Source organism: Sedimentisphaera cyanobacteriorum (assembly GCF_001997385.1).
GTDB lineage: Bacteria > Planctomycetota > Phycisphaerae > Sedimentisphaerales > Sedimentisphaeraceae > Sedimentisphaera > Sedimentisphaera cyanobacteriorum.
In genome coordinates this window covers 1,731,301-1,749,687 of the sequence record NZ_CP019633.1, presented here as the reverse complement: position 1 = coordinate 1,749,687, position 18,387 = coordinate 1,731,301, and the positions used below count along the sequence as shown (strand labels likewise).

Sequence of the window (18,387 nt, the reverse complement as noted above, 5' to 3'; positions counted from 1 at the left end):
TTCACAGATTTTAATTTTTGTTTTACCGCGAAGCCTAATATGAGAATATGTATTTAATGAGTTTAGGGAGGGGAAGCGGCTTAAAAAGAAAAGAGGCGGTGGGTAATCCGCCTCTTAATTGATTTTTTTTGAGAATCTCTGCTCTAATCTTTTCGCTATCACCTTGAGCTTTTAGGCATTGTTATGTCGTACTGTTTCTGGAAGAGCTTATTCCATTTCAGTGTCCATAGCTCAGCCAGTTCCACTCTGTCAACGTGCCCGTCGGTGAATGCAACGTTCACGCCCATATCGTGCCTGTCGAGGCATACACGCTGCATACCGCCCATGCTGCCGCCCAGCGGTGCTCCCAGACTGTTAAATTCATTCGGGGGTTGGTTTTTTGTGGTCTCATCGTACATAGGGCCAGCATCAACCCAAGCCCCGTCTGAGAACGCCGGCACATCTTCTCTCTGCACAAAGGCATCTCTGAACGACTTTCGGTAATTTGGCTTACCTTCTTCCATACTGCTGCTTCTCCAGCCTCCAATCCAAGTATTCATAGTATAGGAGCCTTCATTTTTAGAGCCTGTAGTGTTGTGTGAGCTTCCTTCGCTGTACACGTGATAACGCCAGTTGTGGACGCCAGATTTCTGGTATTTATCCGTTATCACGGGGTTGTAATATACTGTAGGGTCCTCTTCCATCGGCGGCTTGCAGCTTGGGCACATCATAACAGCCATCGCCCCTTTTAGATTCGACTGAGGGTCATACTGGTAGTTGTCATCTCCGAGGTAAGGGGCAATCTGATTGAACCAGAACTCAGACCCGCCTTCGGATATAAGCGGCTGGCCGTCGTTGTCTCCAACGTAAGTAATCAAAGCCGTAACAAGCTGCCTCTGGTTGCTCTTGCAAAGAACGTTCTTGGCCTGCTCCCTTGCCTTGCTCAATGCCGGCATCAATATCGCCATCAACAGGGCAATGATCGATATCACTACAAGAAGTTCGATTAAAGTAAATCCTCTGCTTTTCATTTGTACTCCTGAATTTAAGTTATACTGCTTTCAAAGTTTAATATCCTAAGGTATATGATTTTTCTTAAAAAAAACTGTAAAAAAATTTTCACTTTTTAAATTAAATTTTCGTTTTCTTAAAAAAACATACTTAGCTTCGCTTTTTTTTCTCTTTCAGTTCGAGCGGAAGAAATGTATACCCAAGCTTTGTCTATACAATATTGTATAAGCTTCTTAAAACAGATACATATTTGTAGTTAAATTATTCATCGTTTTTTTGTGCTTTTTTTTCTTAAGCCCTTTTTTTGAAATGCTTTATGGCAAAATCATCAAAATAGTTTCACCTTTTGGCACATCGATTGCATTGCTGTTGGCGAAACCGTAAATTTTATTAACTTTTTTCAGGAGCGTTTACGATGCTTAAAAAAATCATTCTCACTACTGCCCTTGCAGCGGGGCTGGCAACTTCGGCCAGTGCTTTCGATGCGGAAATCGAAGGCGATCTTTCTGTCGGCTATTTCAGCAAGTACATCTGGAGAGGCCAGGCGATTAACGATGAGTCTGTAATTCAGACGGGCATAGGATTTCAGGTGGACAAAATATACCTGAATCTCTGGGGGAATATGGACTTAACAGATGAGGGCGAGAAAAACAACTTCACAGAGGTCGATTTTACCGCAGAATATTCAGACTCGCTCACCGAGGGTGTTGATTACACTCTGGGCGTAATAAGGTACGATTTCGATGAAGATGCAGGCAACACAAATGAAATCTATGGCGGACTGAGCTTTGATATGCCGCTGAGCCCTTCTTTCACTGTTTACCGCGACATTGACGCAATTGAAGGAACATACTTCAGCGCGGGGGTTTCACACAGCTTCTCATTGGGTGAGGATATGGCCTTAGACTGCGCAGCCTCGCTTGGCTATGCAGACTCAGACTACAACCTCGGATACTGGGGCGTTGATGACAGCTCCATGCAGGATCTGGCTCTCTCGGCGTCTATGCCTCTTGCCATGGGCGACTGGACTCTCACTCCTTCAGTTACCTATGCTGCCATAATGGATGATGAGCTCAAAGAGACTGATGCCTACGAGCCCGATCCGGACTACATCTACGCCGGCATTTCACTCTCAACTACATTCTAAAAGATTCGCCTTTCAGAGAGAGCGGACTTACAGTACCCCGTATGCGGAAAAGAGGCCGCCAACCGGTATTCAGATGCGCCGGCTGGCGGCTTTCCGCTATGTTTCTAAACCCTTGCAGGACGTTCACACAAAAGCCTCAGTAAAAAATATAAATGGCTAAGATTTTTAACCGCTAATTTTCACTAATTTCCGCTAAGATGGTTTCTTCGTAGTGCATAATTCATTTTAAAATTACGAAGCTCGAAGGGCACAAAGGATTTTTGTAGGGTATTTTATAGAAGGGCTTTACATTCAAAAAATATCTGTGCCATCAGTGTTTTCTTGCTATCCATATCTAATCCGATATACTTCTTCATTGGAGTCTCCTTTAGTAAATAAAATTTTTTGGGACGTATTATATACGATCCTGTATGAAACGGGAGGCTCCACTTAAATAGGCTATCTGTGGATGACCTAATTTCGCTGCGGGCTCGCAAAATCATCTATCCGTTTGTTCTCCGCCGCAGGCGGACAGGCTCATCGCCTACGGCGCACTCCACGTGCGGCTCTGATTATCGTGAGTATTAAGCAGCGGTTTCAGGGTAATATAGATAGCAATAAATTCAACAAAGCATTGCAGAGTGATGATTTGCATTTTGCCCAAAAAATTGTCGCACACTCGTAAAGGTAAGCGCTGATTTTTCTTTAATTGAGCCCTGTTTGTTATAAAATATATGCCAGCTTTTAATTGAGTTTTCAGTTTATTAAAACGGAGCAAGCAATGGCTACTATAGGTTTTATCGGTGCGGGAAATATGGCTGAGGCTATAATCAAGGGGCTAATCTCTAAGAAGGTTTATTCCTGCGATGAGATCAACATCAGCGACATCAGCGACAACCGTCTCGATTATATGAAGTCTGCCTACGGGATAAACGCCTTTAAATACAACAATCTCGTTGTAAGCTCGAGCGATATGGCTGTGCTTGCAGTTAAGCCGCAGATTGCAGGGGAAGTGTTGGAATCGCTGGATGATTTCCCTTGCGATAAACCTGTTATATCAATCGCCGCAGGGCTTAAAATTAAGAAAATCACTGATCTGCTCGGAGATATACCGGTGATTCGCGTTATGCCGAATACACCTGCCCTCGTTGGCTGGGGAGCAGCGGGCTTATTCGCAAACAAAAAAGGCGAAAAGCACCTCCCTGATGCGCAAAAAATATTCTCTGCGATAGGAGAGGCCTTTGTGCTCTCGAGCGAGGAGGATATGAATATCGTAACCGCCCTTAGCGGGTCTGGGCCGGCATATTTCTTTCTGTTTATGGAAGAGATGATAAACGCAGCGGTTGAGCTCGGCCTTGATGAAAAAACCGCTTCCGAGCTTACGATGCAAACAGCCCTTGGCGCAGCTATGCTGGCAAAGCACAGAAGCGATGCAGGCGAAAAGCCCGAAGACCTTAGACGCAAGGTTGCCTCGCCAGGCGGAACTACAGAGGCCGCATTAAAAGAGCTCGAAAACAACCAGCTCGGGGCAATAGTTATGCTCGCTGTATCACGTGCCAAGCAGAGAAGCGAAGAGCTCTCTGAAGTTTGACAAACGGAGGAAATCTTGCCGGACGGTTACACTCAAATCGGGAAATTCCTTATTGCTGCAGGACTGATAATCTCTGCAACAGGGCTGATTATGGTCTTTGCCCCAAAGCTGAATCTCTTCAAACTTCCCGGAGACTTAAGCTTCAGCGGGAAAGGCTGGAAGATATACTTCCCTGTAGTAAGCTGCATCGTAATATCAATTGTGCTCACGCTCATATCCTGGGTAGTTAAGTATTTCAGCGGGAAATGATGGACTTCATTGAAAAGGTTGAGGGGATTGAAGTGAGGGTGGTAACATCGCCTCGCGCCAAGCATCTCCGGCTAACCGTTTCGCAAAGCGGGGCGAGGCTGAGCGTGCCTCTGGGCGTTTCCGGCAGGCGGGCGATAGAGTTTCTCAATACCAAAAAGGACTGGCTTAGCAAATCTTTTACAAAAGTTGAAAAACGCAAGGAAAACCTAAGTTCGCGCCTGAAAGACCTGCCTAAGCTTGATCTGTATCAGCAGCAGGAAAAGCTTTTCAGCAGAGCTCAGCAGCTCGCTTCCCGCTTCGGGTTCGAATACAGCAAAATTACATTCCGCTGCCAGAAAACCAGATGGGGCAGCTGCTCATCGAAAAACAGCATAAGCCTCAATATAAATATGGTTCTGCTTCCAGAATACCTGCAGGATTACCTCATCCTCCACGAACTCGCCCATACAAAGGTAAAATCGCACTGCAAAAAATTCTGGCATCTCTTAGACGGCTGCTGCGGGCAAAGGTCTGCAAAAGCTCTCGATAAAGAGCTCAACTCATATTCAATCATATTTACGCCCGAACAGATCTGGCAGCTGCACAAATCAAGCGACAAGCCGAACATTTTCCCTGAAGCCGAGTAATTCAAATTGCAATTATCTGCAAATTTTTTATAATTAAAAATTGTTTGGGGGCGACTGGCTTCGACCGGATAAGTTGACTCTCAAGCGGCATGTCCAGGATGGCAGTTGGCCTGGTAAAAAAATCTGCTGACTATTTTTTATATGGCAAAAATAACTTTGCTATGGCTGCCTAAAAATTCGCAGCCTGTCAGCCTGATAGCCGCCCGTGCTTGAAGGTCCTGACGCCAAAACTTACGGGATAGCCTGAGAAAGCTGCCTTCGGTTCTCAGGTGAAATTAAGAGGGCTGGTTTCTGCGAAGGCCTGTTTCTCAGCCTAACGCGTAAACGAGAATTAAATGAGAAACTAAACATGTAGAAACTTGGGATGAAGTATCACGGGATGAGGGTTCAATTCCCTCCGCCTCCAATTGTTTTAATAACTGCGGCTGCTTGTAAAAACAAACAAATATCGATCTCAAAGAGCAAATCCTAATTGAGCGATAATTGAAAAATGAGCCCGTGAGATTCGGATTCACGAGCTCTTCGTATTACTTAACAAACCATTCATACTGTCATTTCTGATAATATAAATCACTTCGGTGTGAGCTGGCTTTGTTTCAGCGTTTTGGTATATAATTTCTTGCCGCTGTCTTGGAAGAGTTTGAATGTAACTTCCGGATCTGCCCTTTTAGTATTGAAATCGAACTCAGCAAACATATATTTTTTCGCAAATCCGAAAAGCTGCGTCTCCCATTTTTCAGTAGCTGCGGGAGGGCCGCTTCTCCCGCCGAGGGCTGCCACTTCAAATTCATAGAAGTTATATCCGGATGGCCTCGGGATAAGAAATCCGCGAGCTCCGTGTCGGTCGCCTGAGATAAGGATTACCCCGGGAATTTTATTCTTTTCAATAAAACTGAAAAGCTCTTCCCGTTCGGAAGGGGCTGTTGTTCCCCATGAGTCTTTTCCGTTGGAAACATAATCACTCCACATGGTACCGCATGAAAGGATAACAAACGGCCCCTTGCAACCTGCCAATTGTTTCTTTAGCCATTGCATCTGGGCATCCCCAAGAAACTTGTTTGAATCATCCTGATTACGGAAGTATCGGTGATCAAGCATTATCACATCACAGGGCTCTATCCGTGTTCGGAAAAACACGCCGTTCGATGCCCCGTAAGAGGGATTGTTCCAAGAATTGCGGAATATTGAACATATATTCCGGCGGTCATTATCTGAAAAACCGTTTGGGATTCCGGCCAGATCGTTATCGAAATAATCGTGGTCGTCCCATGCTGCATATACAGGGATGTTGGCAGAAAATCGCTTCCACGGCGGCTGCAAATCACGCAGAATATAATCCGCTCGATGCTTTGCTCCGTTTTTACGTCGGTCTTGAACGGCAATATCCCCGCCGAGCAGCATAGCAGAGGGTTCACGCCTGCGTATCAGTTCAAACAGCTTTGAGTTGCCTAATCCCGACCGATGCGGACAAGTGCCGAATGCAATACGTTTAGAAGATGCTTTCTCATCGTTTACTGTTTTGAATGAAGGCTCAAAGGGCAGAGAAACTGCTTTATCGTCAATAATTAAACTGTATGGATAACGAGTATTGGGCTTGAGGCCTTTCACCGGTACAACAGCGGCATAATCCGATTCAGCAGTTGAATGCACCGGGCCGAAATCAACTGTACCGTCAATAGTTTCGACCCGAATTTTTACCGCTGCCGGATACAGTGTTCTGACCCATACTTTAATCCCTGTCGATGTAACATTTCCAAGCATCGGGCCGCCGATGTGTTTGATATTCCGGCTTTTGCACATTGATTTCACTTCGGCATCCGAAAACAGCTCTACATGAGTCATTCTTCTGTTTTTCGCAAGGAGATTATACATTTTTGAATATAGTGTTTTAACCTCAGAAGGAATTTGCTTCGGGTCCTTATCTTCTAACCGACCGCCAAAACCGTAGTTCAATATTCTTAAACCTGTATTAAGATCCCTGCCGCCTAAGCCGATTTGATTAAAGTAGTCTGCGTAGGCTGCATTTGTAAGCAGGCTCAATGTTGAAACAATGCCCAACCCGGCGGTTTGCTTTAAAAATTTTCGTCTTTGAATTTTCATATCTACCTTTCCGCAAAGTTTAAGTTCTGCAAATAAGACAGCGGAATAACCCCGCTAATCATTTTATATTATGATTCCACCTGAAAATATTTAGTCTGGCAAGTCCTTATCAAAGCCATTTCCCAAAATTTAATTTTTATCATATTGAAAAAATCTCATTGTCAAAATTCAATTTTACGCTTAATCTTTGCTTCAGGAAACATTAAATGTTTGAATGAAAAAGCTGAGAAATATCATATGGATAACAAAAAACTGGACAGATTATTAGAGCTCACTTGGAACGATTTAACTGAATGGGCGGGCACTAAAATTGTTTCAAGGGCGGAAGGCTATAAATCAAAAGTTTCCAAGGTTGCTGTTTTTCAGAACGGCCCGATTGCGACGGTAAGGGGCACGTTTGTTTATGCTGTTCACGTAAAATTAGATGAAAACGGCAGCCTCTATTCAGAATGCTCCTGCCCTTACGCTGTAAACTGCAAGCATGGGGTGGCAGCAGTGCTTAAATATATTGAAATGCGCAAGGAGAAAATTGAAGTCCCTGAGGCAAAAGAGCAAGACCCTCGTGTGCTCTTAATCAAACAGCAAAATTCCGAGCCCGTTTTAGACATTGCGCAAATTAACAGCTCCATTTATGGATATCAGGATGAGCAAAATGAGGCTGGGCAACTAGCCGAATTGCTGGAGAGGAAGAGCAAAGACGAGCTCAAGACGATTATTTATGAACTGATTGAAGTATTCCCGGGAATCACTAAAGAGCTGATTAAGCGAAACAAACTTACCAATGTAAAGGCAGAAAAGCTCATCTACTGGTTGAAAGAGTATTTAAAAACCGCCTACAAGGAGATTCAGTTTGATTACTACGGCGAGCCGGACGAAAACATTCTTGACTATCAACAGATAAACAGCAACCTCAAGAGACTAATTCGTGCAGGCTATGCGGACGATGTTTTGGAGATGGCAGATCAGATCGTATCTGCTGGAATTTACCAGATCGATAATTTGTACAGCGAAGAATTCATCACTTTGGATTTCGAAAAAATATCCCCTACCTTATTTTGCGCGCTTGAGCAGTCTTCAGCGACAGAAATAGAAAAGATGGAACACGCCCTTAATTTCGTTCTTGAAGACGGCTATCACCTCTTTGATAATTTCAAAAATTACCTCACTAAAAATCGTCCTGAATCTCAATGGAGCAGATTTGCAGACAGATTGCTTGTTCGCTTGAAAGAAATAGGTTTCCCAAAGGCTTCTCCTAATGTCTGCAGAGATCATTTCCGTGATAAATTTGTTGACTGGCTTGTTTATTCACTTGAAAAGGCCGGGAGAAAAAATGAAAAATTGTCTATCTGCAAGGCTGAAGCTCGAACAAACAACAACTACCCGCGGCTTGTAGAAGTGTTGAGAGAACAAGAGAAATACGATGAAGCAAAAAAATGGATCAAAGAAGGGGTCAAGCAGAATCAGGATAGATATAGCGGAATTGTTAGCACACTGCAAGAACAACTGAAACAAATCTACAAGCTTGAAAAGGACTGGGCATCTGCCGCAATTATGGATGTTGAGAATTTTGTCAGCTCACCTAACAAAGACAATTATGCCGCTTGCGAAAAGATAAACAAAAAAAATAAAACATGGACGGAAGTTCGGGAGCTGCTGCTTGAATATCTCGAAAAAGGTAATCTGCCATGGGAAAACTTATCTTGGCCTCTGCCCAAACCTAAAAATATTTATGCTGAGGAGGGCAGTTACAGAATTTTCCCGAATATCAGGGCATTAGTCTCAATTGCAATATACGAAGAAGACCCGAAGAGGGTTCTTTACTGGTTTAACAAGGGCAATGAATTGAATTTTAGAATGCCAATTCATCTTGCAGATGATGCAGCCGAAGCAGCAAAAGATTACTCTCCGCAGCGTGCAGTTTCAATATGGCAGAAGATTGCTGAAGATTATATAGATGAAACTAAAGTTAAATCATACTACGAAGCCGCCGAATACCTGCGCAAGGCACGTAAAGTTATGAGACTAAACGGCAGTAAGGATGAGTGGGAAAAATATATTAAAGAGCTTCAGCAGAAACACCGCAGAAAGAGAAGGTGCATTGAGATATTGAGCAAGCTCAGCCTTAAGCCTATTATCAGCGATTAGGCAAGCTGGGGCTCTGAAAAGCGGAAACAGGATTTGATTAAATACACCTAAGGGGATTTATAATCAGCCAGCCTTGCCTTAGGTACGCAGATTCCCGAACAGGGGCTAAGTATTATTTTAGATCTCGCTCTAACTTAAAATAATGATTCTGCTAATTCAAAAAACTTAATCAGTGAACCGTAAACAGATTGCAGAAATTACATAATCACAGCATCCCGCGGGGTAAATGATTTGTCTAAAAGATATGCTTAAAGAAGAAATGGAGCCGATGAGATTCGAACTCACGACCTCTTGCATGCCATGCAAGCGCTCTCCCAGCTGAGCTACGGCCCCTCAAAGCGAGATATAATATTCCAACGCCGAAAATTATCAAGAAGAATTCGAGCGGGCAGCAATTTTTCTCGTGTTTTAACGTCTTTCTCCAGCTTGACTGAAAGTGATATATATAGTAAAATTTGGCTTCGGGTTGAGCATTATTTGCCGGTAAATTTCCTTTGCTTCATTTCTCGAGTGTTACCGGTATATACTGCCTTAACAGCAAAGCGATACCTCTATACAATGGAGAGCTATAATGGACAATGAGCACAAGATTGCCGGTCTGGGAATTACATTTGACGATGTTCTGCTTGTACCTCAGCAGAGCGAGATCATTCCTTCAGAGGCGGAAATTTCAACAAGGCTCACAAGAAACATAAGAATAAATATTCCCATAGTTTCTGCAGCTATGGATACAGTAACAGAGTCTGCCCTTGCTATTGCACTTGCGCAGGAGGGCGGAATTGGAATAATCCACAAGAACCTCACCGTAAAAGCCCAGAAGCGTGAGGTGGAGAAGGTTAAGCGTTCGGAGAACGGGGTAATCCTCGATCCAATCACGCTTTCCCCCAGCGACCGCGTACTCAAGGCCAAGGAGCTGATGGACGAACACCACATCTCCGGCGTGCCTGTAGTGGTGGAGGATAAGAAGCTCGTTGGCATACTGACCAGCCGGGATATGAAATTCCTCGAAGACTACAACGTGAAGGTTGAACAGATTATGACCCGCAGCAATCTTGTTACGAGTTCATCTGATACAAACCTTGAGCAGGCCAAGGATATACTCCAGAGGCATAAGGTTGAAAAGCTCCTGCTCGTTGACGGAGACCGTCTCACCGGTCTGATCACGATGCGTGATATTGAGCGGGTAACCCAGTTTCCCATGGCAGCGAAAGACGATAAAGGCCGCCTCAGGGCGGGTGCTTCTATCGGCGTTCACGACTACAACAGGGCTCAGGCACTGATTGATGCGGATGTTGATGTGCTGGTAGTGGACACTGCCCACGGACATTCCAAAAACGTCATTGAAACCGTAAAAGAGCTGAAGAAATCGTGCGAAATAGACGTAATCGCAGGTAATGTAGGCACGAAAGAAGCAGCGAAAGCCCTGATAGATGCGGGCGCGGATGCTGTGAAGGTGGGGATCGGCCCAGGCGCAATATGCACAACGAGAGTGGTTTCGGGGGTGGGAGTTCCCCAGATCACGGCGATTATGCAGGCGGTGGAATATGCAGACAAGGCGGATGTGCCGGTAATAGCGGACGGCGGAATCAAACTCTCAGGCGATATATCAAAGGCGATTGCCGCAGGAGCGAGCAGCGTGATGCTCGGGTCTATTCTCGCAGGCCTCGCTGAAAGCCCGGGACAGCTGATTATATACAAAGGAAGGCAGTTCAAAGAGTATCGCGGTATGGGCTCGCTTGGAGCAATGGTTCTCGGCTCAGCCGACAGATACGGCCAGAAGGCAGAGGAAAGCAAGAACAAGCTCGTGCCCGAAGGCGTTGAGGGAAGAGTGCCCTATCGCGGACATCTGAGCGACTATATCTACCAGCTCGTAGGCGGGCTGAGAAGCGGAATGGGATACTGCGGAGCGGAGGATATCGAACAGCTGCGTACTAAAGCCAGATTCCTGCAGGTAACAGCGGCCTCGATCGCCGAGTCTCACCCGCACGATATACACATTACAAAAGAATCTCCAAACTATACCGATACGCTCTAACCTGAGGCGATTTAATGAAAACATCTCATGAAAAGATTGCAATAATAGATTTCGGCAGCCAGTACGGCCAGCTTATCGCAAGACGTGTGCGCGAGCAGAAGGTTCTTTCTGCGATTTATCCCCCGAGCGTAAGCGCTGAGGAGCTTCAAGGCGAAAACATAGCAGGGATAATACTCTCCGGAGGTCCTTCAAGCGTTTACGATAAAAACGCCCCGAGCTGCGATGAGAAGCTCTTCGATCTGGGAGTTCCCGTGCTGGGGATCTGCTACGGGATGCAGATAGCAGGCAAGATACTCGGAGCAGATATCAGGCCTGCAGAGAGCAGGGAATACGGCAGAACTGATCTGCATGTATCAGAGAGCTCCGGCCTGCTTGCAGGCGTTCCGGAGAAAACAACCGTATGGATGAGCCACGGGGATCAGGTTAATCAGCTCAACGATGATTTCATCACCCTCGCCCAAACGCCGACGTGCCCCTATGCAGCGGTAAAATACAGCAAGAAGCCATTCTACGGCGTACAGTTTCACCCCGAGGTTACCCACACCCCCGACGGCAGCGAGATGCTCAAAAATTTCCTCTATCAGATCTGCGGCTGCAAAGGCGACTGGCTGATTGGGGATATAGCGGAGGAGATGATCGCCCAGCTAAAAGACGAGCTCAAAGGCGAGAACGTAATATGCGGGCTCAGCGGCGGCGTGGATTCTTCTGTAGTAGCAGCGATTCTGCACAAGGCAATCGGTGAGCGTCTGCACTGCATATTTGTTGACAACGGCCTTCTTCGCGAGAATGAGCGGGAGGGAGTTGAAAAAACCTTCTGCGGCCATTTCAGCGTTAATCTGAGAGTGGTGGACTGGTCTGAGCAGTTTCTTTCGGGGCTTGAAGGCGTTACCGACCCGCAAAAGAAACGCAAGATTATCGGAGCGGAATTCATTGAGGCGTTCAAATCTGAGGCGGAGAAGATCGAAAACGCAAAATTTCTCGCTCAGGGAACGCTTTATCCGGATGTAATAGAATCCGGCTCGAAAGACGGCAACCTCGCCGCCAATATAAAACTGCACCACAACGTTGGCGGACTGCCCGAGGAGCTTGGGTTTGGGCTGGTGGAGCCGCTGCGGGATCTATTCAAGGATGAGGTTCGCCTGCTCGGGGAATACCTCGGCCTGCCTGAGGATATGGTATGGCGGCATCCCTTCCCCGGCCCGGGGCTCGCGGTACGCATCATCGGCGATATAACAAAGGAAAAGCTCAGGATCGTCCGTCAGGCAGATGAGATACTTATCGATGAGATTAAAGCCGCCGGGCTGTACAGGAAATGCAGCCAAACGCTTGCTGTTCTTCTGCCGGTGAAGAATGTGGGGGTTATGGGAGACGACAGAAGCTACGAGAGCGTGATAGCAATCCGCTCGGTGGATACATCAGACTTTATGACAGCCGACTTCTCGCGAATCCCCTACGACACACTCGGGATCATCTCAAACCGAATTATAAACGAGGTGCGAGGGGTGAACAGAGTGGTGTACGACATCTCCAGCAAGCCTCCCGCCACTATCGAATGGGAATAATCCCCCGCCGCTCGGCGGAAGGCCTGCGAAACTGATTTTGGGTAAGCGGATTCGCCCTTTGCGATAATAGCAGAGCTAATCCCCGTTCGCACTTATGCGCAAGACTAATCGGCTATGAGCCAGTTTTCCGAGAATATCGCAAAATCGAGAATATCAACGTATCCGTCCTCGTTCATATCAGCAGGATTGCTTCCCGAGGTGCTGCCGGCGCTGCCGGCGAGCTTGGGGTATCCGTTTTCCGGCATAAACCAGATATCCTCTTCGCCGTTTGCGCTTTCCCCTTCAAAATCCCAGCCGGCATCAAGAAATGTATTTATATCCTGCATCTGAGCGGTGGATTTGCCCCGAACACCCGGAAAATCCTCCATATTCAGCATTATCCAATAGATCTCGTCCTGACTTCGGCGGTATGATTGTGGAAAACTCTGCAAAAAGTGCGTTTTGAGGCTGTTATGAGGGTTTGTTAAGTTCGGTTCGCTCGTAGTGCCTAATTTTTATTTTTTTGACACAATGTTTTGATTTCGTATAATCTGCATTTATGTTTATACGAGTAAAGACATCAAAAAACAGTCCGAAGCAGTCGGTACAGATTGTAGAGAGTTATCGCAACGAGAAGAACCAGCCTCGTCAGCGTATAGTTCGTCATCTCGGCACAGCCTTCACAGAAGAAGAGCTTAAGCGGCTCAAGGATTTTGCCGAATTCGAGAAGGCCAAGCTTGAGGCCGAGAAAACGCCGGCACTTTTCAAGCCTGAGCATCTTGCAGAAGCTGCAATAGATGCCCGCAAAAACATTGATGATAAGCCTTTGCGGGTCAATCTAAAGAATCTCAGGGAACAGGCACGCATAACTACAGGCATCCATGAGGTATTCGGCAGCATCTACAATGAGCTTGGCTTTAACAATCTTTTCGATAGACGCAAAGAGTCTGCAGGCAAAAACCTTCGTCATATCACAATGGCAAGGCTTGCAAACCCAGTGAGCAAACGCAGCAGCGTTCAGGATCTCTCCAAAGACTTCGGCATTAACCTTTCTTTAGACAGCGTTTACCGTATGATGGATAATATCACAGATGATATTATCAGCAAGGCTCAAAACTGTGCTCACAGTGCTGCTAAAGGCCTTCTCGGCGAAGAGATAAGTCTTCTTTTCTACGACTGCACCACGCTTTATTTTGAATCATTTACAGAAGATGAGCTCAAAAAGAACGGCTACAGCAAGGATATGAAGTTCAATCAGCCGCAGGTTGTCCTTGGTCTTCTGTCCACATCAGAAGGGCTTCCAGTAGGTTATGAGGTATTCCCCGGCAATCAGTATGAAGGGCATACGCTGCATACTGTAATCCCTAAGATCAAAGAGAAATACAACCTCAAGCGTGTTATCTTCACCGCAGACAGCGCAATGCTTAGCAAGGCTAATCTTGATTACCTTGAAAAGCAGGGAGTTGAGTATATTGTGGCAGCGAGGCTTAAAAGCCTCACTGATAAATGGAAAGCAAAGGTTACAGAATCCAATGCCCCGCTTAGAAGCTTTGATTACGGCAAAGATACAAGGCTTATTGTTACCTACAGCGATAAACTCGCTAAAAAGAATAAGCACGACAGGGATGAAGCTATAAGAAAGCTCCAGGAGAAGCTTGAAAAGAGCAGCAACCCCAAATCACTTATAAGCAACTACGGCTACAAGAAGTTTATGCGTGTTACCGGCGATATAGACTGCCGGATAGATGAAGAGAAATACGCGCAGGCTGCGAATTTTGATGGTCTTCACGGTGTTATAACGAATGTCAAGGATATGGATGATTCGGCTGTAGTAGATCATTACAGGCAGCTCTGGCTGATTGAGGAGTGCTTCAGGATAAGCAAGCACGATCTGAAGATACGGCCGATATACCACTGGACGCCGAAACGAATCAAAGCCCATATACTGATATGCTTTATCGCTCTAACCTGCGCGAGAAATCTGGCCTACAGGGTTCGGCTGAGATTTGAGCCGATGTCTGTGGCGAGGATTGTAAATGCCCTCAACCACGTGCAGCTGAGCATACTCTGGGATAAGAAAACAGAGTGCAGATATGTCCTGCCATCAAAGATTAACGAGGACGCAAGAAAACTCTATAAAACAGTTAATCTCAGCACCAATACAACGCCTTACAAAATGTAATTTCACCCGCCGAAAAACCTTCCGAAATAGGGTTTGTAGTGCCTGCGCAAAAAATCGAGTCCTTTATTGACAAGGACTTATGAAAATTTACCGCCGAAGTCAGGAATAGATCTCGTCGTCGCCGTCGAGCCCGTTGATTTTCCCGTAGCCTATATCCACTGTCGAGGTTTCGATATCCCAGAAACACTCCAGCTCGGTGCTGTAACTCTTTTCGCCGCAGAAGCCGCCCTGCGGATTATCATCCCCTCCTACCCAAGAGGTAGAGTAGCAGTGTTTGATTGTCCCGCTGTTTTTCCCGCAGAAACCGCAGACTGTATCATCTTCTTCATTATCCCCGAGGCAGGAAACCCATTCGGTTGAATAGCTGTTTTTAATATGGCCTGAATTTTTCCCGCAAAGACCGCCAACGCTTCTGCTTCCAAAGACAGAAATTTCTGAACAGCAGCTTTCGATTGTGCCGAAATTTAATCCGCAGATACCGCCAACATCTTCAGTTCCATCTATAGACTGTAAATAGCCGTTTTCCGATTCAGCTCCGGCAGCGTAACAGTTTTCAATTGTTCCTCCATTGCTTCGGCCAACTAAACCGCCAACTCGATTATCTCCATGAACCATTGCTGTTGAGCTGCAGTTAATCAGGCTTCCTTCATAATAAAGATGCCCAACAAGCCCGCCTGTATCATCACCCCCTTCAACATTGCCGGATACATAGCAGTTTTCGATAGTGCCGCGACATTTTTTAGCGATTGAACCAATGGAAAAGGAATTTGTGCTGCTCATGCTGATATCGACTTCCTCAATTCCCAAATTAATTGCCTTTCCAGCTTCGCCGATACTGTAAAAAATAGGCTTATTCAAATGCTGAATCTTATTATCGTTTCCATCAAACGAGCCTGCAAATGGTTCTTCGGAATCTCCAATACTGTAAAAATTTTCCTCAGACAAATCAATATCATTGATCAAAACATAACGTGCGGAGAGGGCATAATCAGCCATTCCCAGATCTTGGGCTGTTTTAATCTGATACGGGTCTTCCGGCGTTCCGCTGCCGGCCATCGCAAATGAGTATTCCGCTGTAATCGCAAGATCGCTTGTTACGTTATCAAATGGTGTATCCCAGCCGGCAAACTCCCAGCCCTGATCAGCTTCAACACTCGGAGATGCTGCCGAGCTGCCGTATTCAATTGTCTGCTGAGACTGACCTTCTGATATAATGCCGTACTGCCCTGCATTGAATGTTACGGTGAATGTTTTGGTATCGTATTGGGCTGTTACAGTAATCTCGGACTGAACGTTTGTGAACTCTTTGTCCCAGCCGGCGAAAATGTATGGAGCATTAGGAGTTATTTCCGGAGCCTCGGCATCTCCGCCTTCGTAAACGGTCTGCACTGCCTCGCCTGAGGTTATGCTTCCGCCCGCTCCAGCGTCAAATGTTACTGTGTACTGCCGAGTCGCCTCATACTGAGCCGTTACAGTTAAGTCTGACTGAACATTTGTGAAATCCGTATCCCAGCCAGTGAATTCCCAGCCGGTATTTGCTTCAACAGTAGGAGCTGTCGCTGAACCGCCGTCAGCAACGGTCTGCTCGGTATCGCCTGAAGTTATAGTACCGTTGGCGCCCGACAAAAAGTTTACAGTATATGTAAGCTCATACTGAGCGGTTACTGTAAGGTCGGACTGGACGTTTGTAAAGTCTGTGTCCCAGCCGGCAAACTCCCAGCCTTCGTTAGCTTCGATTGTAGGCTCAGCTGCATCTTCGCCCTCGTAAACGGTCTGCACTGCATCGCCTGCGGTTATGCTTCCGCCCGCTCCAGCATCAAATGTTACTGTGTACTGCGGAGTCGCCTCGTACTGTGCAGTTGCCTCAAAATTGCCAGAAACAATGTCCGGCAGCGGAGGGTCAAAACCAACAAAATCGTAACCCATGTCAGAAGAAACATTTACTGAAGGAAAATCTGCCCCTTCAAAGTATATATCCACAAAATCATCTTCAGAATTTGCTTCATTTATTGATCCGTGTTCGCCCGGTTGGAGAACGACAAGATAATTTACAGAATCGCCAGTTTGCTGGAATGTGAGAACCGGATAAGCTGCTCCCATAGACCAAATCTGAGCGAAATTGAAGTTCGGGAAATTGCCCTGCTGGGTCATCTGTACTGAAGTGAGGGCTGTAGAGCTTGTCTCGTTCTGGTCGCCCCAGCCGATAAACTCGCTTACGCCTGCCAAGTCGCTGTCGTAATGTGCGCTGTCAAGGCTTCCGCCGTTATTCCAGCCAATCACTGCGCCGAGAAATCCTTGGCCGCCCTGCTTGTCCATTATAGTACCTGCATAATGCACGTACTGAACAGGGGCTTCGCCGCCGTTTTGGTCGTTTCTTTCGTTCTGGCCTACAACGCCGCCGAGCACTGTGTTATCGCCGCTTGACTCGTTGGCCACAACATTACCCGCTGCATAGCAGTTTGTTACCATCCCTCTTGAATTGCGTCCGGCAACTCCGCCTGCATAGCCAAGGTAGCCTGTTTCAATGTAACCAAGAGAAACAGCTTCGCTTATCTCTGCGCTTGCGCCGGCAGTGGATATCCCGCTGTAGCCCACGATACCGCCTGTATCGCTGTAGCGTCCGCCGATAACAGAAGCATCTTCAGCCAAAACAGCCTGCATAACGCTGCTGTCTAGCGACTGACCAACAATACCGCCGACAATTGAGCCGTTAAACGGTGCAGATGGAACAGTAACGCTTCCGCCTGCCATTTGGGCTCCGGTTACTGCGCTGGACTCAAGATAGCCTACAACGCCGCCTGCTACCACACCGCTTGCATCAGCGATGATTTCTGCATTTGTTGTAAGGTTGGTATATTCTGAACCGTCATAAGCGTATCCCAAGCGTATCCCACGATACCGCCTGCAATTGTCGGATTAGCTGTATCGTCAATACTTTCAAAGCCGGAATCTGCCACATCCATACTTCCCATGAATGAGCATTCGTCAATCGAACCGGTGGACTGTCCTGCTATACCGCCTGCGTTGCAGCCGTAGTCTGTTGCGATAGACACCTCAGACTGGCAATTCTGCAGAGTACCTGCGTTTGAAGCAACGATACCGCCAACAGCAAGGCCTTTGTCCTGGGCATCTATTGAACCAGCCGCAGAGCAGTTCTCGATAGTACCGCCGTTGTTAAAGCCGGCAATACCAGCTACAAATCCCCAGTTTCCGCTGTAAGCGCTGAGGTCGTAGTCGAGGTTTACGTTTAAGTTTTTGACAACTCCCTGCTGGCCGATCTCTTCGAAAAGAGCATCGTCGCCGGTTAGGGTGCCTTGATAGGAAACGTCTATAGTATTTCCGTCTCCATCAAAATTACCATTAAAACTACCGCCAATAACAAAGTCAACACCTGTGATGCTGCTTGTAAGAACGAAATAATCGCCGGAGTTAGGATTGTTCGTCGCTATCTCCTGCAAATCGTTCGTATTGGCAACCTGATAAGGATTAGCCTGTGAACCATCGCCGGCGGCGAAACCGAATGCAATGCCTGATGCTGCCAACGCTAACGCAACTGAAAATCTGAGGATACGCATTTTATGCTCCTGCTGTGAAACAATAATCTTTCTTTACTTTTTCCGCCCAATAAACGCCGTTTTCCCTGGTGATGAGCAGGTTAATGTATTTTGAAGAGAATTTCAATGGAAAAATAAAATTTCCGCCAAATTTTTATAATTTTTACAGGATTGGCAGGTTCTTTTTTAGACGGGATTTACAGGATTTTCGGGCGGTTGATTTTCTTAAACCGCGAAGGGAGCGAAGG

Annotated in this window: 13 protein-coding genes, 1 tRNA gene and 1 other RNA gene; 9 read left to right on the top strand and 6 right to left on the bottom strand. The window is 46.4% G+C overall.

Features of this window, described 5'->3' with window-relative positions:
- Nucleotides 1-158: 158 nt before the first annotated feature.
- Entirely contained in the window at nt 159-1,010 is an 852-nt protein-coding gene (locus L21SP3_RS07040; protein ID WP_077540179.1) for a type II secretion system protein, read from the bottom strand.
- 395 nt (nt 1,011-1,405) lie between these two features.
- On the opposite strand from L21SP3_RS07040, the gene L21SP3_RS07035 reads away from it, so the two are divergent.
- From L21SP3_RS07035 to ssrA, 5 genes are all read left to right on the top strand, one after another.
- Nucleotides 1,406-2,137 (top strand): TorF family putative porin, encoded by a 732-nt coding sequence (locus L21SP3_RS07035; protein ID WP_077540178.1) that lies wholly within the window; start codon nt 1,406-1,408, stop codon nt 2,135-2,137.
- 760 nt (nt 2,138-2,897) lie between these two features.
- Nucleotides 2,898-3,707: a pyrroline-5-carboxylate reductase gene (gene proC / locus L21SP3_RS07030; RefSeq protein WP_077540177.1), complete on the top strand. Its 810-nt coding sequence runs from the start codon at nt 2,898-2,900 to the stop codon at nt 3,705-3,707.
- A gap of 15 nt (nt 3,708-3,722) precedes the next feature.
- Nucleotides 3,723-3,956, top strand: a complete 234-nt coding sequence (locus tag L21SP3_RS07025; protein WP_161488136.1) for a DUF2905 domain-containing protein — start codon at nt 3,723-3,725, stop codon at nt 3,954-3,956.
- A complete protein-coding gene (locus L21SP3_RS07020) occupies nt 3,953-4,582 on the top strand; it encodes a M48 family metallopeptidase (RefSeq protein ID WP_077540175.1) in 630 nt (209 codons plus the stop codon). The genes L21SP3_RS07025 and L21SP3_RS07020 overlap by 4 nt, the downstream gene beginning before the upstream one ends.
- 46 nt (nt 4,583-4,628) lie before the next feature.
- Nucleotides 4,629-4,991: a transfer-messenger RNA gene (gene ssrA, locus L21SP3_RS07015) on the top strand.
- A 161-nt stretch (nt 4,992-5,152) separates the two neighbouring features.
- Here the strand turns inward: ssrA and L21SP3_RS07010 are convergent.
- On the bottom strand, nt 5,153-6,682 hold the full coding sequence (locus L21SP3_RS07010) for an alkaline phosphatase D family protein (protein ID WP_077540174.1): 1,530 nt from the start codon (nt 6,680-6,682) through the stop codon (nt 5,153-5,155).
- Between the two features lie 237 nt (nt 6,683-6,919).
- On the opposite strand from L21SP3_RS07010, the gene L21SP3_RS07005 reads away from it, so the two are divergent.
- Entirely contained in the window at nt 6,920-8,827 is a 1,908-nt protein-coding gene (locus tag L21SP3_RS07005) for an SWIM zinc finger family protein (protein ID WP_123785158.1), read from the top strand.
- A gap of 260 nt (nt 8,828-9,087) precedes the next feature.
- On the opposite strand, the gene L21SP3_RS07000 is transcribed toward L21SP3_RS07005, so the two are convergent.
- Nucleotides 9,088-9,160, bottom strand: a tRNA-Ala gene (locus tag L21SP3_RS07000).
- Between the two features lie 238 nt (nt 9,161-9,398).
- On the opposite strand from L21SP3_RS07000, the gene guaB reads away from it, so the two are divergent.
- Together guaB and guaA are read left to right on the top strand one after the other, a co-directional pair.
- Nucleotides 9,399-10,862 carry an IMP dehydrogenase gene (gene guaB / locus L21SP3_RS06995; protein ID WP_077540172.1) on the top strand — a complete coding sequence of 488 codons (1,464 nt, stop codon included), beginning with the start codon at nt 9,399-9,401 and terminating at the stop codon, nt 10,860-10,862.
- 14 nt (nt 10,863-10,876) lie between these two features.
- A complete protein-coding gene (guaA, locus tag L21SP3_RS06990) occupies nt 10,877-12,424 on the top strand; it encodes a glutamine-hydrolyzing GMP synthase (RefSeq protein ID WP_077540171.1) in 1,548 nt (515 codons plus the stop codon).
- Between the two features lie 104 nt (nt 12,425-12,528).
- Here guaA and L21SP3_RS06985 read toward each other — a convergent pair whose 3' ends face one another.
- Nucleotides 12,529-12,855 (bottom strand): hypothetical protein, encoded by a 327-nt coding sequence (locus L21SP3_RS06985; RefSeq protein WP_123785157.1) that lies wholly within the window; start codon nt 12,853-12,855, stop codon nt 12,529-12,531.
- Nucleotides 12,856-12,962: 107 nt separating this feature from the next.
- Between L21SP3_RS06985 and L21SP3_RS06980 the strand changes: the two genes are divergently transcribed.
- Nucleotides 12,963-14,585, top strand: a complete 1,623-nt coding sequence (locus L21SP3_RS06980; RefSeq protein WP_077539090.1) for an IS1634 family transposase — start codon at nt 12,963-12,965, stop codon at nt 14,583-14,585.
- Between the two features lie 99 nt (nt 14,586-14,684).
- On the opposite strand, the gene L21SP3_RS06975 is transcribed toward L21SP3_RS06980, so the two are convergent.
- Nucleotides 14,685-17,468: a GLUG motif-containing protein gene (locus tag L21SP3_RS06975; protein WP_123785156.1), complete on the bottom strand. Its 2,784-nt coding sequence runs from the start codon at nt 17,466-17,468 to the stop codon at nt 14,685-14,687.
- Complete coding sequence (locus tag L21SP3_RS06970; protein ID WP_077540168.1) at nt 17,387-18,160, bottom strand: hypothetical protein; 774 nt, start codon at nt 18,158-18,160, stop codon at nt 17,387-17,389. The genes L21SP3_RS06975 and L21SP3_RS06970 overlap by 82 nt, the downstream gene beginning before the upstream one ends.
- Nucleotides 18,161-18,387: the final 227 nt, after the last annotated feature.

Excerpts from the sequence above, each read along its gene's own strand:
- L21SP3_RS07040 (WP_077540179.1), bottom strand. The coding sequence starts at position 1,010 with ATGAAAAGCAGAGGATTTACTTTAATCGAACTTCTTGTAGTGATATCG.
- L21SP3_RS07035 (WP_077540178.1), top strand. The coding sequence starts at position 1,406 with ATGCTTAAAAAAATCATTCTCACTACTGCCCTTGCAGCGGGGCTGGCA.
- proC (WP_077540177.1), top strand. The coding sequence starts at position 2,898 with ATGGCTACTATAGGTTTTATCGGTGCGGGAAATATGGCTGAGGCTATA.
- L21SP3_RS07020 (WP_077540175.1), top strand. The coding sequence starts at position 3,953 with ATGATGGACTTCATTGAAAAGGTTGAGGGGATTGAAGTGAGGGTGGTA.
- L21SP3_RS07010 (WP_077540174.1), bottom strand. The coding sequence starts at position 6,682 with ATGAAAATTCAAAGACGAAAATTTTTAAAGCAAACCGCCGGGTTGGGC.
- L21SP3_RS07005 (WP_123785158.1), top strand. The coding sequence starts at position 6,920 with ATGGATAACAAAAAACTGGACAGATTATTAGAGCTCACTTGGAACGAT.
- guaB (WP_077540172.1), top strand. The coding sequence starts at position 9,399 with ATGGACAATGAGCACAAGATTGCCGGTCTGGGAATTACATTTGACGAT.
- guaA (WP_077540171.1), top strand. The coding sequence starts at position 10,877 with ATGAAAACATCTCATGAAAAGATTGCAATAATAGATTTCGGCAGCCAG.
- L21SP3_RS06980 (WP_077539090.1), top strand. The coding sequence starts at position 12,963 with ATGTTTATACGAGTAAAGACATCAAAAAACAGTCCGAAGCAGTCGGTA.
- L21SP3_RS06970 (WP_077540168.1), bottom strand. The coding sequence starts at position 18,160 with ATGCGTATCCTCAGATTTTCAGTTGCGTTAGCGTTGGCAGCATCAGGC.